This is a genomic window from Streptomyces sp. NPDC059201, assembly GCF_042754585.1.
In the GTDB taxonomy this organism is placed as follows: Bacteria; Actinomycetota; Actinomycetes; order Streptomycetales; family Streptomycetaceae; genus Streptomyces.
Genome location: NZ_JBHZBB010000006.1, coordinates 253,340 through 269,168, shown reverse-complemented (window position 1 = coordinate 269,168; position 15,829 = coordinate 253,340). Strand labels below are relative to the sequence as shown.

At 73.5% G+C, this 15,829-nt stretch carries 17 protein-coding genes; 8 read left to right on the top strand and 9 right to left on the bottom strand.

Annotated elements, in window-relative coordinates; translation table 11 throughout:
* Positions 1-36 precede the first annotated feature (36 nt).
* Together ACFXMG_RS21375 and ACFXMG_RS21370 are read right to left on the bottom strand one after the other, a co-directional pair.
* A complete protein-coding gene (locus ACFXMG_RS21375) occupies positions 37-705 on the bottom strand; it encodes a methionine ABC transporter permease (protein ID WP_383826579.1) in 669 nt (222 codons plus the stop codon).
* Positions 702-1,772, bottom strand: a complete 1,071-nt coding sequence (locus ACFXMG_RS21370; protein WP_383826582.1) for a methionine ABC transporter ATP-binding protein — start codon at positions 1,770-1,772, stop codon at positions 702-704. The genes ACFXMG_RS21375 and ACFXMG_RS21370 overlap by 4 nt, the downstream gene beginning before the upstream one ends.
* A 554-nt stretch (positions 1,773-2,326) precedes the next feature.
* Here ACFXMG_RS21370 and ACFXMG_RS21365 point away from each other — a divergent pair.
* Both ACFXMG_RS21365 and ACFXMG_RS21360 read left to right on the top strand, forming a co-directional pair.
* A complete protein-coding gene (locus ACFXMG_RS21365) occupies positions 2,327-2,689 on the top strand; it encodes a hypothetical protein (RefSeq protein WP_030493535.1) in 363 nt (120 codons plus the stop codon).
* 2 nt (positions 2,690-2,691) lie between these two features.
* Positions 2,692-3,108: a hypothetical protein gene (locus tag ACFXMG_RS21360; RefSeq protein ID WP_383826585.1), complete on the top strand. Its 417-nt coding sequence runs from the start codon at positions 2,692-2,694 to the stop codon at positions 3,106-3,108.
* 16 nt (positions 3,109-3,124) lie between these two features.
* Here the strand turns inward: ACFXMG_RS21360 and ACFXMG_RS21355 are convergent, their stop codons facing one another.
* The 3 genes from ACFXMG_RS21355 to ACFXMG_RS21345 all read right to left on the bottom strand — a co-directional run bounded on the left by ACFXMG_RS21355 (position 3,125) and on the right by ACFXMG_RS21345 (position 5,490).
* The gene (locus tag ACFXMG_RS21355; RefSeq protein ID WP_383826588.1) at positions 3,125-3,625 is read right to left on the bottom strand and encodes a GNAT family N-acetyltransferase; all 501 of its coding nucleotides are present in this window, start codon (positions 3,623-3,625) and stop codon (positions 3,125-3,127) included.
* Positions 3,626-3,649: 24 nt separating this feature from the next.
* Positions 3,650-4,198, bottom strand: a complete 549-nt coding sequence (locus tag ACFXMG_RS21350) for a sigma-70 family RNA polymerase sigma factor (RefSeq protein WP_383826591.1) — start codon at positions 4,196-4,198, stop codon at positions 3,650-3,652.
* Positions 4,199-4,293: 95 nt separating this feature from the next.
* Positions 4,294-5,490: a glycerophosphodiester phosphodiesterase gene (locus ACFXMG_RS21345; protein ID WP_383826593.1), complete on the bottom strand. Its 1,197-nt coding sequence runs from the start codon at positions 5,488-5,490 to the stop codon at positions 4,294-4,296.
* 274 nt (positions 5,491-5,764) lie between these two features.
* Between ACFXMG_RS21345 and ACFXMG_RS21340 the strand changes: the two genes are divergently transcribed.
* Positions 5,765-6,388: a lysophospholipid acyltransferase family protein gene (locus ACFXMG_RS21340; RefSeq protein ID WP_383826687.1), complete on the top strand. Its 624-nt coding sequence runs from the start codon at positions 5,765-5,767 to the stop codon at positions 6,386-6,388.
* Positions 6,389-6,498: 110 nt separating this feature from the next.
* Here the strand turns inward: ACFXMG_RS21340 and ACFXMG_RS21335 are convergent, their stop codons facing one another.
* Together ACFXMG_RS21335 and ACFXMG_RS21330 are read right to left on the bottom strand one after the other, a co-directional pair.
* The gene (locus ACFXMG_RS21335; RefSeq protein ID WP_383826596.1) at positions 6,499-8,043 is read right to left on the bottom strand and encodes an MFS transporter; all 1,545 of its coding nucleotides are present in this window, start codon (positions 8,041-8,043) and stop codon (positions 6,499-6,501) included.
* Complete coding sequence (locus ACFXMG_RS21330) at positions 8,040-8,591, bottom strand: TetR/AcrR family transcriptional regulator (RefSeq protein ID WP_383826599.1); 552 nt, start codon at positions 8,589-8,591, stop codon at positions 8,040-8,042. The genes ACFXMG_RS21335 and ACFXMG_RS21330 overlap by 4 nt, the downstream gene beginning before the upstream one ends.
* Before the next feature lie 85 nt (positions 8,592-8,676).
* Between ACFXMG_RS21330 and ACFXMG_RS21325 the strand changes: the two genes are divergently transcribed.
* Complete coding sequence (locus ACFXMG_RS21325) at positions 8,677-9,186, top strand: HAD domain-containing protein (protein ID WP_383826602.1); 510 nt, start codon at positions 8,677-8,679, stop codon at positions 9,184-9,186.
* A 33-nt stretch (positions 9,187-9,219) separates the two neighbouring features.
* Here ACFXMG_RS21325 and argH read toward each other — a convergent pair whose 3' ends face one another.
* Positions 9,220-10,650, bottom strand: coding sequence for an argininosuccinate lyase (gene argH / locus ACFXMG_RS21320; protein ID WP_383826605.1), 1,431 nt, complete (start codon positions 10,648-10,650; stop codon positions 9,220-9,222).
* 139 nt (positions 10,651-10,789) lie between these two features.
* Here argH and ACFXMG_RS21315 point away from each other — a divergent pair, with 139 nt between their 5' ends.
* The 4 genes from ACFXMG_RS21315 to ACFXMG_RS21300 all read left to right on the top strand — a co-directional run bounded on the left by ACFXMG_RS21315 (position 10,790) and on the right by ACFXMG_RS21300 (position 15,281).
* Complete coding sequence (locus tag ACFXMG_RS21315; protein WP_383826608.1) at positions 10,790-12,670, top strand: hypothetical protein; 1,881 nt, start codon at positions 10,790-10,792, stop codon at positions 12,668-12,670.
* Between the two features lie 61 nt (positions 12,671-12,731).
* Positions 12,732-13,895: a hypothetical protein gene (locus ACFXMG_RS21310; protein WP_383826611.1), complete on the top strand. Its 1,164-nt coding sequence runs from the start codon at positions 12,732-12,734 to the stop codon at positions 13,893-13,895.
* 43 nt (positions 13,896-13,938) lie between these two features.
* The gene (locus tag ACFXMG_RS21305; RefSeq protein ID WP_383826614.1) at positions 13,939-14,544 is read left to right on the top strand and encodes a pyridoxamine 5'-phosphate oxidase family protein; all 606 of its coding nucleotides are present in this window, start codon (positions 13,939-13,941) and stop codon (positions 14,542-14,544) included.
* Positions 14,545-14,582: 38 nt separating this feature from the next.
* Positions 14,583-15,281, top strand: coding sequence for a L,D-transpeptidase (locus ACFXMG_RS21300; protein ID WP_383826617.1), 699 nt, complete (start codon positions 14,583-14,585; stop codon positions 15,279-15,281).
* A 7-nt stretch (positions 15,282-15,288) separates the two neighbouring features.
* Here the strand turns inward: ACFXMG_RS21300 and ACFXMG_RS21295 are convergent, their stop codons facing one another.
* Positions 15,289-15,825, bottom strand: coding sequence for an arginine repressor (locus tag ACFXMG_RS21295; protein ID WP_030756161.1), 537 nt, complete (start codon positions 15,823-15,825; stop codon positions 15,289-15,291).
* Positions 15,826-15,829: the final 4 nt, after the last annotated feature.

Sequence of the window (15,829 nt, the reverse complement as noted above, 5' to 3'; positions counted from 1 at the left end):
GTCCGGGCTCAGGGGGGGTTGTGGTCTGTGGTGCCGTCAGGTGGTGCGGCCGCGGCGGGCGATGAGCCGTACGGCCCCGTCGCCGAGGAGCTGGACGATCGTGACGATCGCGACCAGGACGACGACGGTGACGAGCATGAAGGTGGTCTCGAAGCGCTGGTATCCGTAGGTGATGGCCTTGGATCCGAGGCCCTCGCCGCCGACCGCGCCGGCCATCGCCGAGTAGCCGATGAGCACGATGACGGTGGTGGTGACGGCGGCGATCAGCGAGGGCAGGGCCTGCGGGAGCAGCACCTTGCGGACGATGGTGGGGATGCCGCCGCCCATGGACTGGACGGCTTCGACGAGCCCGTGGTCGACCTCGCGGATCGCGGTCTCGACGAGGCGCGCGAAGAAGGGGATGGCGCCGATGGCGAGCGGCACGATCATCGCGGTCGGGCCGATGGCGGTGCCGACGACGAAGGTCGTGAAGGGGAACAGGGCGATCAGCAGGATGATGAACGGCAGCGAACGGCCGATGTTCACGATCGCACCGACGACCTTGTTCACGGGCCGGTTCTGGAGCAGTCCGCCCTTGTCGGTGAGGACGAGGAGGATGCCGAGCGGGAGGCCGCCGACGATGGTGGCGACGGTGGCCCACAGGACCATGTAGAGGGTGTCGACCGTGCCCTGTTCGAGCAGGGGGAGCATCTCTTCCCAGGTCACTTGGCACTCTCCTTCGCGAGCACGTGCTGCTGGACGGGGACGGCGGGGGCCGTGCCGTCCCGCGGGTCTTCGACGGGTTCGACCTGGAGGCCCTGCTCGCGCAGGAAGCCGATCGGGACGACGTTCTCCTCGTACCGTCCGGGCAGTTCGATCCGCATGCGGCCGATCTGCTTCCCGCCGACGGTGTCCATCGCGGCTCCGAGGATGGAGATGTCGATGTTGTACGTGCGGGAGAGCTGCGAGATCACCGGCTGGGTGGCGGCCTCGCCGTGGAAGGTGACGTCGACGACGGTGCGGTCGGGGCCGGTGGCGTGGCCGCCGACCGGGAACAGCTCGGCGGCCAGCTGGGAGCCGGGGGTGGCGAGGAGTTCGGAGACCGTGCCGGACTCGACGATCCTGCCCCGCTGCATGAGGGCGGCGGAGTCGCAGATGGTCTTGACGACGTCCATCTCGTGCGTGATGAGCAGGACGGTGAGGCCGAGCTGCCGGTTGAGGTCGCGCAGGAGCTGGAGGATCGAGCGGGTGGTCTCCGGGTCGAGGGCGCTGGTGGCCTCGTCGGAGAGGAGGACCTTGGGCTCGCCGGCGAGGGCGCGGGCGATGCCGACGCGCTGCTTCTGGCCGCCGGAGAGCTGGCCGGGGTAGCTCTTGGCCTTGTCGGCGAGGCCGACGAGGTCGAGGAGTTCGAGGGCGCGGCGGGAGCGCTCGGCGCCGGAGACGCCGAGGATCTCCAGCGGGAGCTCGATGTTGTCCTTGACGGTGCGGGAGGACAGCAGGTTGAAGTGCTGGAAGACCATGCCGATGCTGCTGCGGGCCCGCCGGAGGTCCTTGCCGGCGCGGCGGCCCTTGCCGGCGAGGGCGGTGAGGTCGGTGCCGTCGACGGTCACGGTGCCGGAGGTGGGGCGCTCCAGGAGGTTGACGCAGCGGATCAGGGAGGACTTGCCGGCGCCGCTCTGGCCGATCACGCCGAAGACCTCGCCCTCGCGGACGTGGAGATCGACGCCGTCCAGGGCGGTGACCTGGCGGCCGCGTGACTCGTAGACCTTGGTCAGGCCCGAAGTGGTGATCACAGGGGTTTCCGTCACTGTCGAGTGCGCGACGCGTGGGTCCGCCGTGCACGGGGCATTCGTCAATCGGACAGTCAGGCGCACGGGGGGCCGCTCCGGCGGTGTCGGCCGGGGAGGCGGTGCGCGGGGCAGGCACGGTCCGGCGCCGGTGGGGCGGTCGGATCGGCTCGGCCGTCGGGGTCTCGCTTCGGGGCGCGAGGCTCAGGCGGGGGCCCTCAGAAGGCGCACATTCGACACATACAACGAGCACCGGGCGTCGTGTTCGCCTCGGTCGCAAGGATGCGGCTGCTCGTCGTGGTCATGGCTGCAAGTAAAGCATGCGCAGTCGCGAACGGAAGTTCGCTGTCCGCATTCCGGACGTCATTGAGACGCCTCGTGGACGGTGCCGGGGCGGCCTCCGCCCCGTGCGGCCTGGGGCGGAGCGGGCCGCGGAGAGGTGCGGGAGGAGGGCCGGGTGGGGGCGAATGTGGCCAAGGCCACGGCGTCGCGGCGGAGCGGGGCGAGGCACGGTGGGGGCGAGCGCATCGGGCCTATCGGGCCGTAATACCCTCGGGCGCATGCTTGACGCCCTCACGATCGCGGTCTCGGTGGCCGCGCTCGCCCTCGCCGCCTGGTGCGGCTTCGCCGCCTACCGGGACCAGCCCACCAAGGACTGGCACTTCATCGGCATGGCCGTGGTGACCTTCCTGGTGCTGGTCCAGCTGATCGTCGGCATCGTGCAGCTGGTCCGCGGCGAGAAGGCCGAGGAGGGGACGACGATCTTCGTCGCCTATCTGCTCGGCGCGCTGTGCGCGGTGCCGATCGCCGGCTTCATGTCGCTGGCCGAGCGGACCCGCTGGGGTTCGGCGACGGTGGCGGCGGGCGCGGTCGTGCTCGCGGTGCTCGAAGTGCGCCTCTTCGACATCTGGACGGTGGGCTGACCATGACGGAGACGCGCGAGACCCCCGGGCGGACCCGGCTCGTCACCGGCCCGGGCATGCTGCTGCTGTGGCTGTACGGCGTGATGTCGGTGGGCGCGGCCTCGCGCTCGGTGTACGAGATCAGCGCCAAGTTCGACGAGGCGCCGCTGGCGTACACGCTCTCCGCGGTGGCGGCGGTCGTCTACGTGTTCATCACGTACACGCTGGTACGCGGCGGGGAGACGGCCCGCAGGGCGGCGCTGGTGTGCTGCGCCGCCGAGCTCGCGGGCGTGCTGGTCGTGGGGACGTGGACGCTGGTGGAGCCGTCCGCCTTCCCCGACTCCACGGTGTGGTCGGAGTTCGGGTACGGCTACGTCTTCATCCCGGTGCTGCTGCCGCTGAGCGGCATCTGGTGGCTGCGGCGGTCGCGTACCGCCTGAGCCCGGCCCCGCGGGGTCAGGCGGCCTTCTCCAGGGTGACGAGGGTGAGCCGCGGGCCGACCTCGCGGGCGCCGACCTGGGCGTAGCCCTTGGCGCGGTAGAGGCGGAGGTTGCCCTCGCTGCGGTGGCCGGTGAAGAGCTGGAAGCGCTTGGGCGCGGTGCCGGTGCCGGTCTCGCCGACGGTGTCCGCGGCGAAGTGGCTCTCGATGGCGTCGAGGAGCCGGCCGCCGATGCCGTGGCGGCGCATCCGCGGGTGGACGATGAGCTTGGCGATGTGCACGGTGCCGTCCTCGTCGGTGCGGGCGCGCACGGAGGCGATGACCTCGTCGCCGAGCCGGGCCACCAGGCCGTGGCCGTCCGCCAGCTCGGCGCGGACCGCGTCGAGCGGCTGGGTGAGCGGCTCCATGGACCAGTCGCCGTACAGCTCGGCCTCGCTCTGGTAGCAGAGGTATTGCAGCTTCAGGATCTGCTCCGCGTCCTGCGCGGCCGCCGCCGAGATGGTCACACTCAGGCCCATGTGTGCATGCCTCCCGCTCATCTGTCACCGATCGGTTCCCCGCACCCTTCCCCGTCGGCCGGGGGCGGGAACCTCTGCCGCGAGCATTCTGCGCAGGCATCCCAGGCAACGGGAACGCATCGGCCCCAGACTGCCTTGTGAGATACCCAACGTTCCTGCGATTTCCCGGTAGGTGGGGTCCGCGGGGTCGAGCATCGCGTTGAGGAGGCGGGGGCAGCGGCCGGGCGTCCGGGTGACGGCGGCGCGCAGGGTGCGGCGGCGTTCGGCGGTGAGGGCGGAGCCTTCCGGGGAGCCGTGCTCCCCCGCGAGGTCCGGGCCCTGGGGCGTCTCCTCGTGGTACGGGCGCTCCCTGCCGCTGGTGCGGCGGGCCCGGCGGGCCTCGGCGCGGACGGCCCGGCGGAGCCAGTCGGCGGGTCGCTCGGGGGCGCCGTCGGCGCGGAGCCGTTCCAGGAGCCGCAGCCAGACGGCCTGTTCGAGGTCGCCGGGCTCGATCCCGGCGGCCGCGGCCTCGGCCCGCGACTCGGCGGCGAGCAGCGGCGTGAGGGTGGCGAGGAGGGATTCCGGGGAGGTCATGCCCGCCACGATGCGGTGGCGCGGCGGCGTGGTTGCGTCCCGGGCGGGGAACCACCCGGTCGGCGTACGGCACCGACCGGGCGGGCGGGTCCGGGTCAGCGGGCGCGGACGTCCTCGGCGGCCAGGAGGGCGGTGTCGGGGTTGTCGGAGAAGACGCCGTCGATGCCGGTCGCGAAGTACCGCTCCAGCGCGCCGAAAGCGTCGCCGTAGGCGGCCGGGTCGGTGCCCCTGCGGAAGTCGGCCGGGAGGAAGGCGTTCTCGTTGCGCTGGGTGTACGGGTGGAGGATGAGGCCCTCCGCGTGGGCGTCCCGCACCAGCGTGGTCGGGGTGCCGAGGCGGCCCGTGGCGTCCTTGGGGATCACCAGGTCGAGAGTGGGGCCGATGCCCTGGGCGTACGAGGCGATCCAGCGCAGCCCGGCGGGGGTGACGAGGTCGGCGACGGTGCGCGGGTCGCCCGCCTCGACGAAGTCCCAGGGGCGGGTGGAGGCGCCGGAGAGCAGGACGACGAGCGGGGAGTCGACCAGCTTCGACAGGCGCTGGACGCTGCTGGGCTCGAAGGACTGGAGGAAGACGGCGGAGTGCGCGCGGTGGCGGCCGAAGCGGCGGAGCAGCTTGGCCAGGCGCTCCTCCAGGCCGAGGCCGATCGAGCGGAAGTACGAGGGGTGCTTGGTCTCGACGTGGAGCCAGATCTCGCGGCCCCGGCGGCGGCCCTCCTCGTCGGCCCAGCGCAGGACCTCCTCGAAGGTGGGGACGGTCCAGCGTCCGTCGTAGAGGGTGTTCTCCTGGCGGGTGCCGGGGATGCGCTCCTTGGCGCGCAGGGTCTTCAGCTCGGCGAGGGTGAAGTCCTCGGTGAACCAGCCGGTGGAGGAGACGCCGTCGACCGACTTGGTGGTCTTCCGGGAGGCGAACTCGGGGTGGTCGGCGACGTCGGTGGTGCCGGTGATGTCGTTCTCGTGGCGGCAGACCAGGTGCCCGTCCTTGGTGGGGACGAGGTCCTGCTCGATGACGTGGGCGCCGAGGTCCAGGGCGTGCCGGTAGGAGCCGAGGGTGTGCTCGGGGCGGTAGCCGCTGGCGCCGCGGTGGGCGATGACGGTGGGGACGGGGAGCGAGCGGTAGCCGCGTCCGTGGCCCCGGCCGGTGCCCCGGCCCTGCGGGGCGGCGGACTCGGCGGCCTGGGCGGCCTGGGCGGTGCCCGCGCCGGCGGCGAGTCCGGCGGAGACGCCGAACGCGGCGGCGCCGGCCGCTCCGAGCACCGTGCGGCGGGCCGTGGTCCGGGGTGCGCCCTGGGTCATGGGGGTCCTCCTGTGTGATGTCCCGCACCTGGCGGTGGGTGGACCCGACGCTAGGGAGTGATCCCCTACGGGCGGCGGACCTGGGAGGAACATGGCGGAAACACGCGTCAACACCGTGTATCCGTTCGGTGAACCCGATGTGCGTACGGCGGTGACCCGCGAGTATCGTCGCGTGCTGCACCGTCGGCTCCCCGGAGCCGCCCGCCCGACACCGGAGGAACCGTTGTCCCGTCACGCGATCGTCAAGGCCACCCTCGGTCCGATCCTGCGTCTGATGTTCCGCCCCCGTGTCGAGGGCGCCGAGAACGTCCCCGGGACCGGGCCGGTGATCCTCGCGGGCAACCACCTCACCTTCATCGACTCGATGATCATGCCGATCTGCCTGGACCGCCAGGTCTTCTTCATCGGCAAGGACGAGTACGTGACGGGCAAGGGCTTCAAGGGTCGGCTGATGGCCTGGTTCTTCACCAGCGTCGGCATGATCCCGGTGGACCGGGACGGCGGCCGGGGCGGTGTCGCGGCGCTGATGACGGGCCGCCGGGTGCTGGAGGAGGGGAAGATCTTCTCGATCTACCCGGAGGGCACCCGCTCCCCCGACGGGCGGCTCTACCGGGGCCGTACGGGTGTGGCCCGGCTGACGCTGATGACCGGCGCGCCGGTCATCCCCTTCGCGATGATCGGCACGGACAAGGCGCAGCCGGGCGGCGCGGGCTTCCCGCGCCCGGTGCAGGTGACGGTCCGCTTCGGCGAGCCGCTGGAGTTCTCCCGGTACGAGGGGATGGACCGCGACCGGTACGTCCTGCGGGCGGTGACGGACTCGGTGATGGCGGAGGTCATGCGGCTGTCGGGCCAGGAGTACGTGGACATGTACGCCACGAAGGCGAAGGAGGCCGCGTAGCGGCGAGCGCGGTACGCGACGAGGGCGCCCCCGGACGGATGTCCGGGGGCGCCCTCGTGCGTGGGGCGGGGGCGGCAGGTACCGCCGGTGCGGCGGGTGCCGCGGGGGCGTCAGTGCTCGACGCCGTCCGCGAGCTTCTGGTTCCTGAGGAGGAACCAGGCGGCCACGGCGGTGGCGAGGAGGACGGCCGCGCCGACGCCTGCGGCGATCCTCAGGCCGTCGACGAACGCCTCCTGGGCTGCCGAGACCAGCGCGCCGGCCTGGGCCGGGTCGAGGGCCGAGGACGCCTCGACGGCGCCGCCGAGCGAGTCGTGGGCGGCCGCGGCGACGTCCGACGGGATGCCGGGCGGGGCGGTGAAGCCGCGGTAGACGCCGGTCACGATGGAGCCGAGGACGGCGATGCCGAGGGCGGCGCCGAGCTCGTACGCGGTCTCGGAGACGGCGGACGCGGATCCGGCCTGGTCCTTGGGGACGCTGGAGAGGATCACGTCGGCGGTGACGGTGAAGGCGAGGCCGGCGCCGACACCGACGACGAGGAGGCTCGCGCCGAGGATCGGGTAGCCGGTGGACTGGCCGATGCCGGTCAGGACCGCGAGGGCGAGACCGATGGCGGCGAGGCCGCCGGCGACGGCCGAGCGGACCGAGAACCGGCGGGCGAACCGGCCGGCGAGCAGACCGGCCACCACCGAGCCGATGGCGGCGGGCAGTTCGGCGAGACCGGCCTCCAGCGGGGCGCGGCCCTGGACCAGCTGGAAGAACTGGGACAGGAAGAACACCAGGCCGGCGAGGCCGAGGATGGTCAGCAGGTCGGCGAGGACGGCGCCGGAGAATCCGGGGTTGCGGAAGAGGCGCATGTCCAGGAGCGGGGCCGGCAGGGTGAGCTGACGGCGGACGAACCAGGTGAGGCCGCCGGCGCCGACGAGCGTGGCGACGGCCACGTCGAGGGTGAGGCCGTGCGAGGCCAGTTCCTTGATCGCGTAGACGACGCCGATCATGCCGACGAGGGAGAGGCCGACGCTGGGGAGGTCCCACGGGCCCGGGTTGGGGTTCTTCGACTCGGGGATCAGCTTGACGCCGATGAGGACCAGGACGGCCATCACGGGCAGGTTGATGAGGAAGACCGAGCCCCACCAGAAGTGCTCCAGGAGGAAGCCTCCGACGACCGGGCCGACGGCGGCACCGGCCGAGGCCATGGCGCCCCAGATGCCGATGGCGAGGCTGCGCTCGCGCGGATCGTGGAAGAGGTTCCGGATGAGGGCCAGGGTGGACGGCATCAGGGTCGCGCCGGCGACGCCGAGCAGGGCGCGGGCGGCGATCATCATCGCGGGGGTGGTCGCGTAGGCGTTCAGGACCGAGACGGCACCGAACGCGGCGGCGCCGATCAGCAGCAGCTTCTTGCGGCCGATGCGGTCGCCGAGGCTGCCCATGGAGACCAGCAGGCCGGCGATGACGAAGGAGTAGACGTCGCCGATCCAGAGCAGCTGGGTGCCGGAGGGCTTCAGGTCCTCGGAGAGGAACGGGGTCGCCAGGCCGAGCACGGTGGCGTCCACGGCCACGAGCAGCACGGCCAGGACGAGCGCGGCGAGGGCGAGCCACCGGCCGGGACGGCGCACGCCCTCCGTATGGCTCTCGTGCTGAACGGTTTCGGTGATCACTTCTCCACGCTCCTGCGCGCTCCGCCGAGCAGCAGCTCGGCGATCATGTATGAAAAGTCCTTGGCGGCGACCCGTCCGTCGGCGACGGCCCAGGCTCCCGAGCCGATCAGCCCGTAGAAGGCTTCGCACAGCCAGGCGGGGGTCAGGTCGATCCGGAAGGCGCCCTCTTCCTGGCCGCGCCGGAAGAGCTCGACCAGGCGGGCATCGAGCCGGTCCCAGCCCTCGTTCTGCCCGTCACCCTCGAACAGCTGGTTCTCGGTGACGAGGAAGGCGAGCAGCGAGGCGGCGGGCTGCGAGGCGGCGACGAGCCGGCGGACCGCCTCGTCGGCGGGCCCCTCCTCGATCCGGGCCGCGTCCAGCGCGGCCTCGGCCTCCTCGATGCACATCTCCTCCAGCGCCCGCACGAGCGCCTCCCGCCCGGCGAAGTGCCGATGCAACGTGGCCCGCCCGATCCCCGCGGCCCGAGCGACCTCGTCCATGGTGGCGGTCGCCTTACGGGACAGCAGAGCGGCAGCGGCGCGGAGCACCTGGGTGCGGTCGACTGACATGAGACGACCATACACCAGATGAGACAAGAATGTCTCACTCGAAATTGCGATGCCTCACCGAGGGGCGGGCAGGAATGCTGTGGACATGACGAAGCCGCTGCTCCTGATCGACGTGGACGGACCGCTCAACCCCTACGCCGCACAGGCCGAGCGCCGCCCGGAGGGGTACATCACCCACCGGATGCGACCGTCCGGGTGGTACGAGACGAAGCCGCTGCGGGTGTGGCTGAACCCGGGGCACGGGGCGGAGCTGCTCGCGCTCGCGGGGGCGTACGAGCTGGTGTGGGCGACGACCTGGAAGGAGGAGGCCAACGAGTGGATAGGGCCGCACCTGGGGCTGCCGGAACTGCCGTTCATCGACTGGCCCGACATGCACGGGGCCGCCCCGCGCGGGACGTTCTGGAAGACCCAGTACATCCTGGAGTACGCGCAGGGGCGGCCGTTCGCATGGGTGGACGACGACATCACGCCGTACGACCACACGTACGTGGAGCGGAAACACCTCACCGCCGCCCTGCTGCTGCACGTCGACCCGCGGCTCGGACTGCTCCGGCCGGACTTCGACAGGCTCGCGGACTGGGCGGCGGCGCTGTGATCCCGGAAGGGGTTCTCAGGGGCTTCCGAGGGCCTACTTCTGCTTGGCGGTGGACCAGGCGTGTTGGACTACCAGGTCGGCCTTCACCTCGATGAGCTGGATGGCTACGGCGGAGGGGGCGGTGCCGCCTCGGCCGTTGCGGGAGGCGAGGGCGCCGGGGACGTTGAGGACGGTGCGGACCTCGGGGGTGAGGTGGTCGGAGATCTTGGCGAACTGCTCGTCCGTCAGCTCGTCCAGCTCCTTGTCCTCGGACTCGGCGACCTTCACGCACTCGCCGGCGACCTCGTGGGCGACGCGGAACGGCACGCCCTGCTTGACCAGCCACTCGGCGATGTCGGTGGCGAGCGAGAAGCCGGCCGGGGCCAGCTCCTCCATGCGCTCGCGGTTGACGGTGAGCGTGGCCATCATGCCGGTGAAGGCGGGGAGCAGGACCTCCAGCTGGTCGCAGGAGTCGAAGACCGGCTCCTTGTCCTCCTGGAGGTCGCGGTTGTAGGCGAGCGGCAGCGCCTTGAGGGTGGCCATCAGGCCGGACAGGTTGCCGATGAGGCGGCCGGACTTGCCGCGGGCGAGCTCGGCGATGTCCGGGTTCTTCTTCTGCGGCATGATCGACGAGCCGGTGGAGAAGGCGTCGTGGAGGGTCACGAAGGAGAACTCCTTCGTGTTCCAGATGATGATCTCCTCCGCGATCCGGGAGAGGTTCACCCCGATCATCGCCGTGATGAAGGCGAACTCGGCGACGAAGTCGCGCGACGCCGTGCCGTCGATCGAGTTGCCGGCCGAGCCGCGCTCGAAGCCGAGGTCCTTGGCGACCGCCTCCGGGTCGAGCCCGAGGGAGGAGCCGGCGAGCGCGCCGGAGCCGTACGGGGAGACCGCCGTCCGGGTGTCCCACTGGCGCAGCCGCTCGGCGTCCCGGGAGAGGGACTGGGCGTGAGCGAGGACGTGGTGGGCGAAGAGCACCGGCTGGGCGTGCTGGAGGTGCGTACGACCCGGCATGGCGACGTCCGAGTGCGCCTCGGCGAGGCCGACGAGCGCGTCCTGGAGGTCGGCGATGAGGCCGCCGATGATGCGGGCGTGGTCGCGCAGGTACATCCGGAAGAGGGTGGCGACCTGGTCGTTGCGGGACCGGCCGGCCCGCAGCTTGCCGCCGAGGTCCGCGCCGAGGCGCTCCAGGAGCCCGCGCTCCAGGGCGGTGTGGACGTCCTCGTCGGCGATGGTGCCGACGAAGGAGCCGTCGGCGACGTCCGCCTCCAGCCGGTCCAGGCCGTCCAGCATGCGCGTCAGCTCGTCCTCGGTGAGCAGCCCGGCCTTGTGGAGCACGCGCGCGTGCGCCCGGGAACCGGCGATGTCGTACGGCGCGAGGCGCCAGTCGAAGTGGACGGAGGCGGAGAGCTTCGCGAGGGCCTCGGCGGGACCGTCGGCGAAGCGCCCGCCCCAGAGCCGGACGTCACCGTTGTTGCTGCTCACTTCTGGTTGCTCCTCGCCTCGATGACCGAAACCCTAGTGATGCATGAGTATGCAGAACTCTGCATGATTCGTCAATCGCCGGCCGGGGCGGACGAAAACCGCAAGTCGGGGTGGTGGGCCCGGGGATACAGTCCGCCGCATGACGAGCGAGCGGCTGCTGGGCCCTACCCACTACCTTCGCCGGGGAGACCGGCTTCTGCACGGCAAGGACCCGGCCTCGGCGGTCGGCGCCGGGCGGGCGCAGGACTGGGTACAGCTCGACTCCGACGTCTTCCTGGGGACCCTGGGCCGCGTCACCGGGCGTCGGTTCCGGGGGTCGTTCCAGCTCGGCGCCCACTGGTTCGACGACCGCGAGGTCGCGGACTGGGACACCGCCCCGTACTGGGACGAGCAGGCCGGCGACGGCGGCGCCCCGTCCTGGCAGCGGCCGCCCCGCCCCTCCGAGCTGGCCCTGGGCCTGTGCCACGCCGACGCGCGGGTCCGCGCGGCGGCGCTGGACGCGGCCGGCCCGGCGGCTCCGTTGCCGCTGCTGCTCCTCCGCTGCGCGGACGGCGACGGGCCGGTACGCGACCGCGCCCGCGCCGCCTTCGCCCGGGCCCTCGACACGACCGACGACGACACCGTGCGCTCCCTCGCCGCGCTCGCGCTGCGCGTCGGCGGGCGGCGGTACGGCCGCTGGGGGCGGGACGCGGTGCTCGCGCGGACCGGCGGCGTCCCGGAGGACGCGGTCCGGGAGCTGCGGGCGAGCGAGGACCTGGGCAGGTGGGACGCCCGGAAGGCCGGGATACGGGCCGGAGCGGAGGCCGGACTGCTGGACGAGGACGCGCTCTACGACATCGCCCTGAACGCCCGTGATCCGAGCGAGCGGCTCGAAGCGCTCCGAGGTGCGCTCGGAACCCGACGGGACGGGGCTGCGCGACGGCGGTTCCTCGGGTTCCTGGAGGTGTGCGAGGGCTCCGAGGTGCGCGTCCTGGCGCTCCGGTACGCCGTGGACGCGGGGCTCCCCTCCCCCGACGACCTGACCGGCCTCGCCCTCGGCCACCGCGACCGGCACGTCCGGCGGCTCGCCGCTCGCGTGCTGGCGGACCCGCCCGGCGCCGGACCCGTCCCGGACCCGCTGCTGTCCGCCCCCGACAACGCCGTCCGGGGCGCGGCCGTGGCACGGCTCCGGGCGGCCGGACGGGCCGACGCGCTCGTACCGCACCTGGCGGACCCCTCTCCCTGGGTGCGCGGACTCGCCCGCCGCGGCCTGCGGGAGGCCGGCGGCGATCCGCGCGCCCGCCTCCGCGCGCTCTGCGCCGACCCGACGGCCGTCACGCCCCCGGCGGTCAGCGGACTCGCCGAGGAACGCGACCCCGCGGACGCCCCGCTGCTCCTGGCGCTCACCCGGCACGCCGACGGCGCCGTACGGGCCCGGGCGCTCGGCGGACTGCGGCTGCTGGGCGCCTTGGAGGACGCCGGACTGCCGCCGTACGCCGACGATCCCGACCCCCGCGTCGGGGCGGTCGTGCTGCGCGCGCTGCGGGACGACCCCGAGGCCCTGCGCGGGCTCCTCTGCCACCCGCACGCGCGCGTGCGGGCCCGCGCCCTGGTCCTCCTCTCGCACCGCCACGGCCTCGGCTGGGACGAGGCCGTGGCGCACCTCGCCGACCCGGCACCGGAGGTCGCCCGGGCGGCGCGCGGGGCGCTCGGGTACGCCGCCAGCGAGGTCTCCACCGACCGGCTGGTCGCCGTGACCGCCCCCGGCGAGGCACCCGCGCTGCGGGCGCTCGCCATGGGCCTCCTCCGGCGCCGCTACGCGCCCGAGGTCCTGCTCAACGCCCTGCGCCTGCTGGACGACCCCCAGCCGGAGGTGCGCACGGCCGCCCGCGCGCAGGCACGGCGGGTGGTGTGGGACAGGGACGCCTTCGAGGGCCCCCACGCGGACGAGACCCGCGCCCTCGCCGAGGCGAACGCCGAGCGGATCGCCACCTGGTGGGCCGAGCGGAAACAGCGCCGCCGGGCTGCTCGCGGCGCGTGAGCCCCACGGCGACCGGGAAAACCGCGGGCGGATGCGGTCCGGCGCCGTCTAGCCTCCGCGCATGAGGAACGAGGCGGAGTCGCGGAAAGCGGCCGTACGGCGGCTGGGGCGGGGGGTTTCCCTGGGGCGGGTGCTGGATGTGACGCGGCCGAAGGCTTGGGTCGAGCTGGACGAGGACGTTCGGTGGGCGGTGGTCCGCGGGGATCTCGACCCGTCGCACGCCTGGCTCACCGGGGCCGAGGGGCCGGGGTGGCGGCGGCTGTGGCGGCAGACGTCCGTCCGGTGGCGGGGGACGCCGACCGAGGCGGAGCTCGCGCTCGCGCTGTGCGACCCGGACGGGCGGATACGGGAGGCGGCGCTGCCGTACGCGGAGGGGCGGCCGGAGGTGCTGCCGCTGGTCGTGGTCCGGGCGGCGGACTGGGTGGAACCCGTACGCGCGCGTGCACGGGAGCTGCTGCGGGCGGAGCTGGCCACCGCCTCGTACGGGACGCTCGCCCTCACCGCGCCCGTGATCCTGCGGCTCGGCGCCCGGCTGCGCGGCGGGGAGGCGGTGGAGCTGCTGGACGGGCTGCTGCGGGACGGGCCCTCCGCGACCGTGAACGCGCTGCTGATCGGCTGCCGTGACGCGGCCACCCGGCGGGCCGCGCTCGCCGTCGTCCTCGACAGGGGGCTGTACGACGGCCTCGGGCTGGCGCTGATCGCCGCCGAGGACCACGACCCGGTGGTGCAGGAGCGGGCCGCCTCCGCGGCGGTGGCCGCCGGCGAGCCCGACGTGACCGTGCCCGTCCTCCTGGGCTCCCGCTTCGGGCGGGTGCGGGCGGCCGGGGTCACCGCGCTGCGCGGGGCCGGCCGGCACGCGGAGGCGGAGCCGTACCTCTACGACCGGTCGGGGCGGACCCGCGCCTGCGCCCGCTGGGTGGTGCGGCAGGGCGGGGGCGACCCGGTCGCCCTGTACCGGGCGGCCTGCGCCGCCGCGGAGGTCCCGGAGCGGGCGCCGCTCGGGCTCGGGGAGTGCGGGACGCGGGCCCTCGACGCGCCCGCGCTCTGGGAGTTGACCGCGCACCGGAACGGCCGGGTGCGGGCCTCGGCCGTCGTGGGGCTGCGGCTGCTCGACGCGGTGCACCCCGCGCGGATGAGGGCCCTCCTCGACGACCCCGAGCCCGGAGTCGTACGGGAGGCGGCGCGCGCCCTGCGCCCGTGGACCGGGCGGGCCGGCGTGCGGTGAGACGGGACGTCACCGGGTGCCGGCCCGGCGGAGAATGGGCCTCATGGGAAAAACGTACGAGCGTATCGACGGGCGCCTTCGTGACTTCATCGAGGCGCAGCCCCTCTACTTCACCGCCACCGCGCCCCTCTCCGGGGACGGGCATGTCAACCTCTCGCCCAAGGGCCGCAAGGGCACCCTCGTCATTGTCGACGAACTGACCCTCGCCTACATCGACTTCGGCGGCAGCACCGCCGAGACCCTCGCCCACCTCCGGGAGCCCGGCAACGGGCGGATCACCCTCATGTGGACGTCGTTCTCCGGACCGCCGACCGTGGTGCGGGTGCACGGCTCCGGCGAGGTGGTTCTCCGGGACGACCCGCGCTGGCCCGAACTCTTCGCCCGCTTCCCGGAGGAGGCGGTCAAGGACCAGATCAGCGCGCGGGCGATCGTCCTGGTGCGTGCCCACCGGATCAGCGACTCGTGTGGCTTCGCGGTGCCCGTGATGGAGTACCGGGAGGAGCGCTCGCTGCACGCGGACTACTTCAACCGGAAGACGGACGAGGAGTTCAACACGTACTGCGAGGGCAAGGAGCACATCGCGACCAGCCTCGACGGGCTGCCCGCGCTGCCGCTTCCGCTGCCGCCGCTCCCCCACTCGGGTGAGTAGCCTGGCAGGGCCCGCGCGGGGCGCCTAGCCTCGCCGCCATGCGTAACCTCCTCCCGCTCGGCGCGGTGCTGCTCTCCCTCTCCCTCGCCCCCGCGCCCGCTCCCCGGCCGGTCCCGCTGCCCGCGCGGATGGCGGACACCGGCGGCGGCTCGCAGCTGATCACCGCCGTGGCCGCCGGCACCGGCGCGACCACCGGCACCGTCACCTGGTGGGACCGGCGCGGCGGGCGGTGGGAGCGGGCGGGTTCCGCGCCCGCCCGGTTCGGCGCGAAGGGGCTGGCCGACGGCGCGACCCGCCGGCAGGGCACGAACACCACGCCCACCGGTCTCTTCGACCTGCCGTACGCCTTCGGGATCCGGCCCGCGCCGCCCGGGACGGCGTACCGGTACGTGCGGGCGACCCGGGACTCCTGGTGGTGCCAGGACAACGACTCGCGCGCGTACAACCGCTGGGTCGAGAAGCTGCCCGCGGACTGCCGCGCGAGCGAGGCGGAGCACATCGTCGGGTACGGGACGCAGTACGCGCACGCGCTCGTCATCGGCTTCAACTACGCCCGCCCGGTGCGGATGCGCGGCGCCGGGATCTTCCTGCACGTCAACGGGCGCGGGGCGACGGCGGGTTGCGTCTCCGTGCCGGCCGACGCGATGCGCGCGATCCTCGCCTGGGCCGATCCCGACCGGCGTCCGCACATCGCCGTCGGCACCCAGCGGGGGCCGACGGCGATCACGCGCTACTGACGGGCGCTCAGTTCCCCTTCTGCGCGAGGCGCAGCAGGTGGTCGGCGAGGGCCTGGCCGCCCGTCGGGTCGCGGGAGATGAGCAGCAGGGTGTCGTCGCCCGCGATGGTGCCGAGGATGGCGTGGAGTTCGGCCTGGTCGATGGCCGACGCGAGGAACTGGGCGGCGCCCGGCGGGGTCCGCAGCACCACCAGGTTGGCGGACGCCTCGGCGGAGATGAGGAGTTCGCCGGAGAGGCGGCGCATGCGCTCCTCCTTGGCGGACTCGCCGAGCGGGGCCTGCGGGGTGCGGAAGCCGCCCTCGCTGGGGACCGCGTAGATCAGCTCGCCGCCGGTGTTGCGGATCTTCACCGCGCCGAGCTCGTCGAGGTCGCGGGAGAGCGTCGCCTGGGTGACGCTCAGCCCGTCGTCCGCGAGGAGCTTGGCGAGCTGGCTCTGCGACCGCACCGGCTGCCGGTTGAGGATGTCGACGATCCTGCGGTGGCGTGCGGTGCGGGTCTGCGGGACCGACGGCCCTCCGTGCTCGTTCCCCTGCGCGTCGGTCATCGTC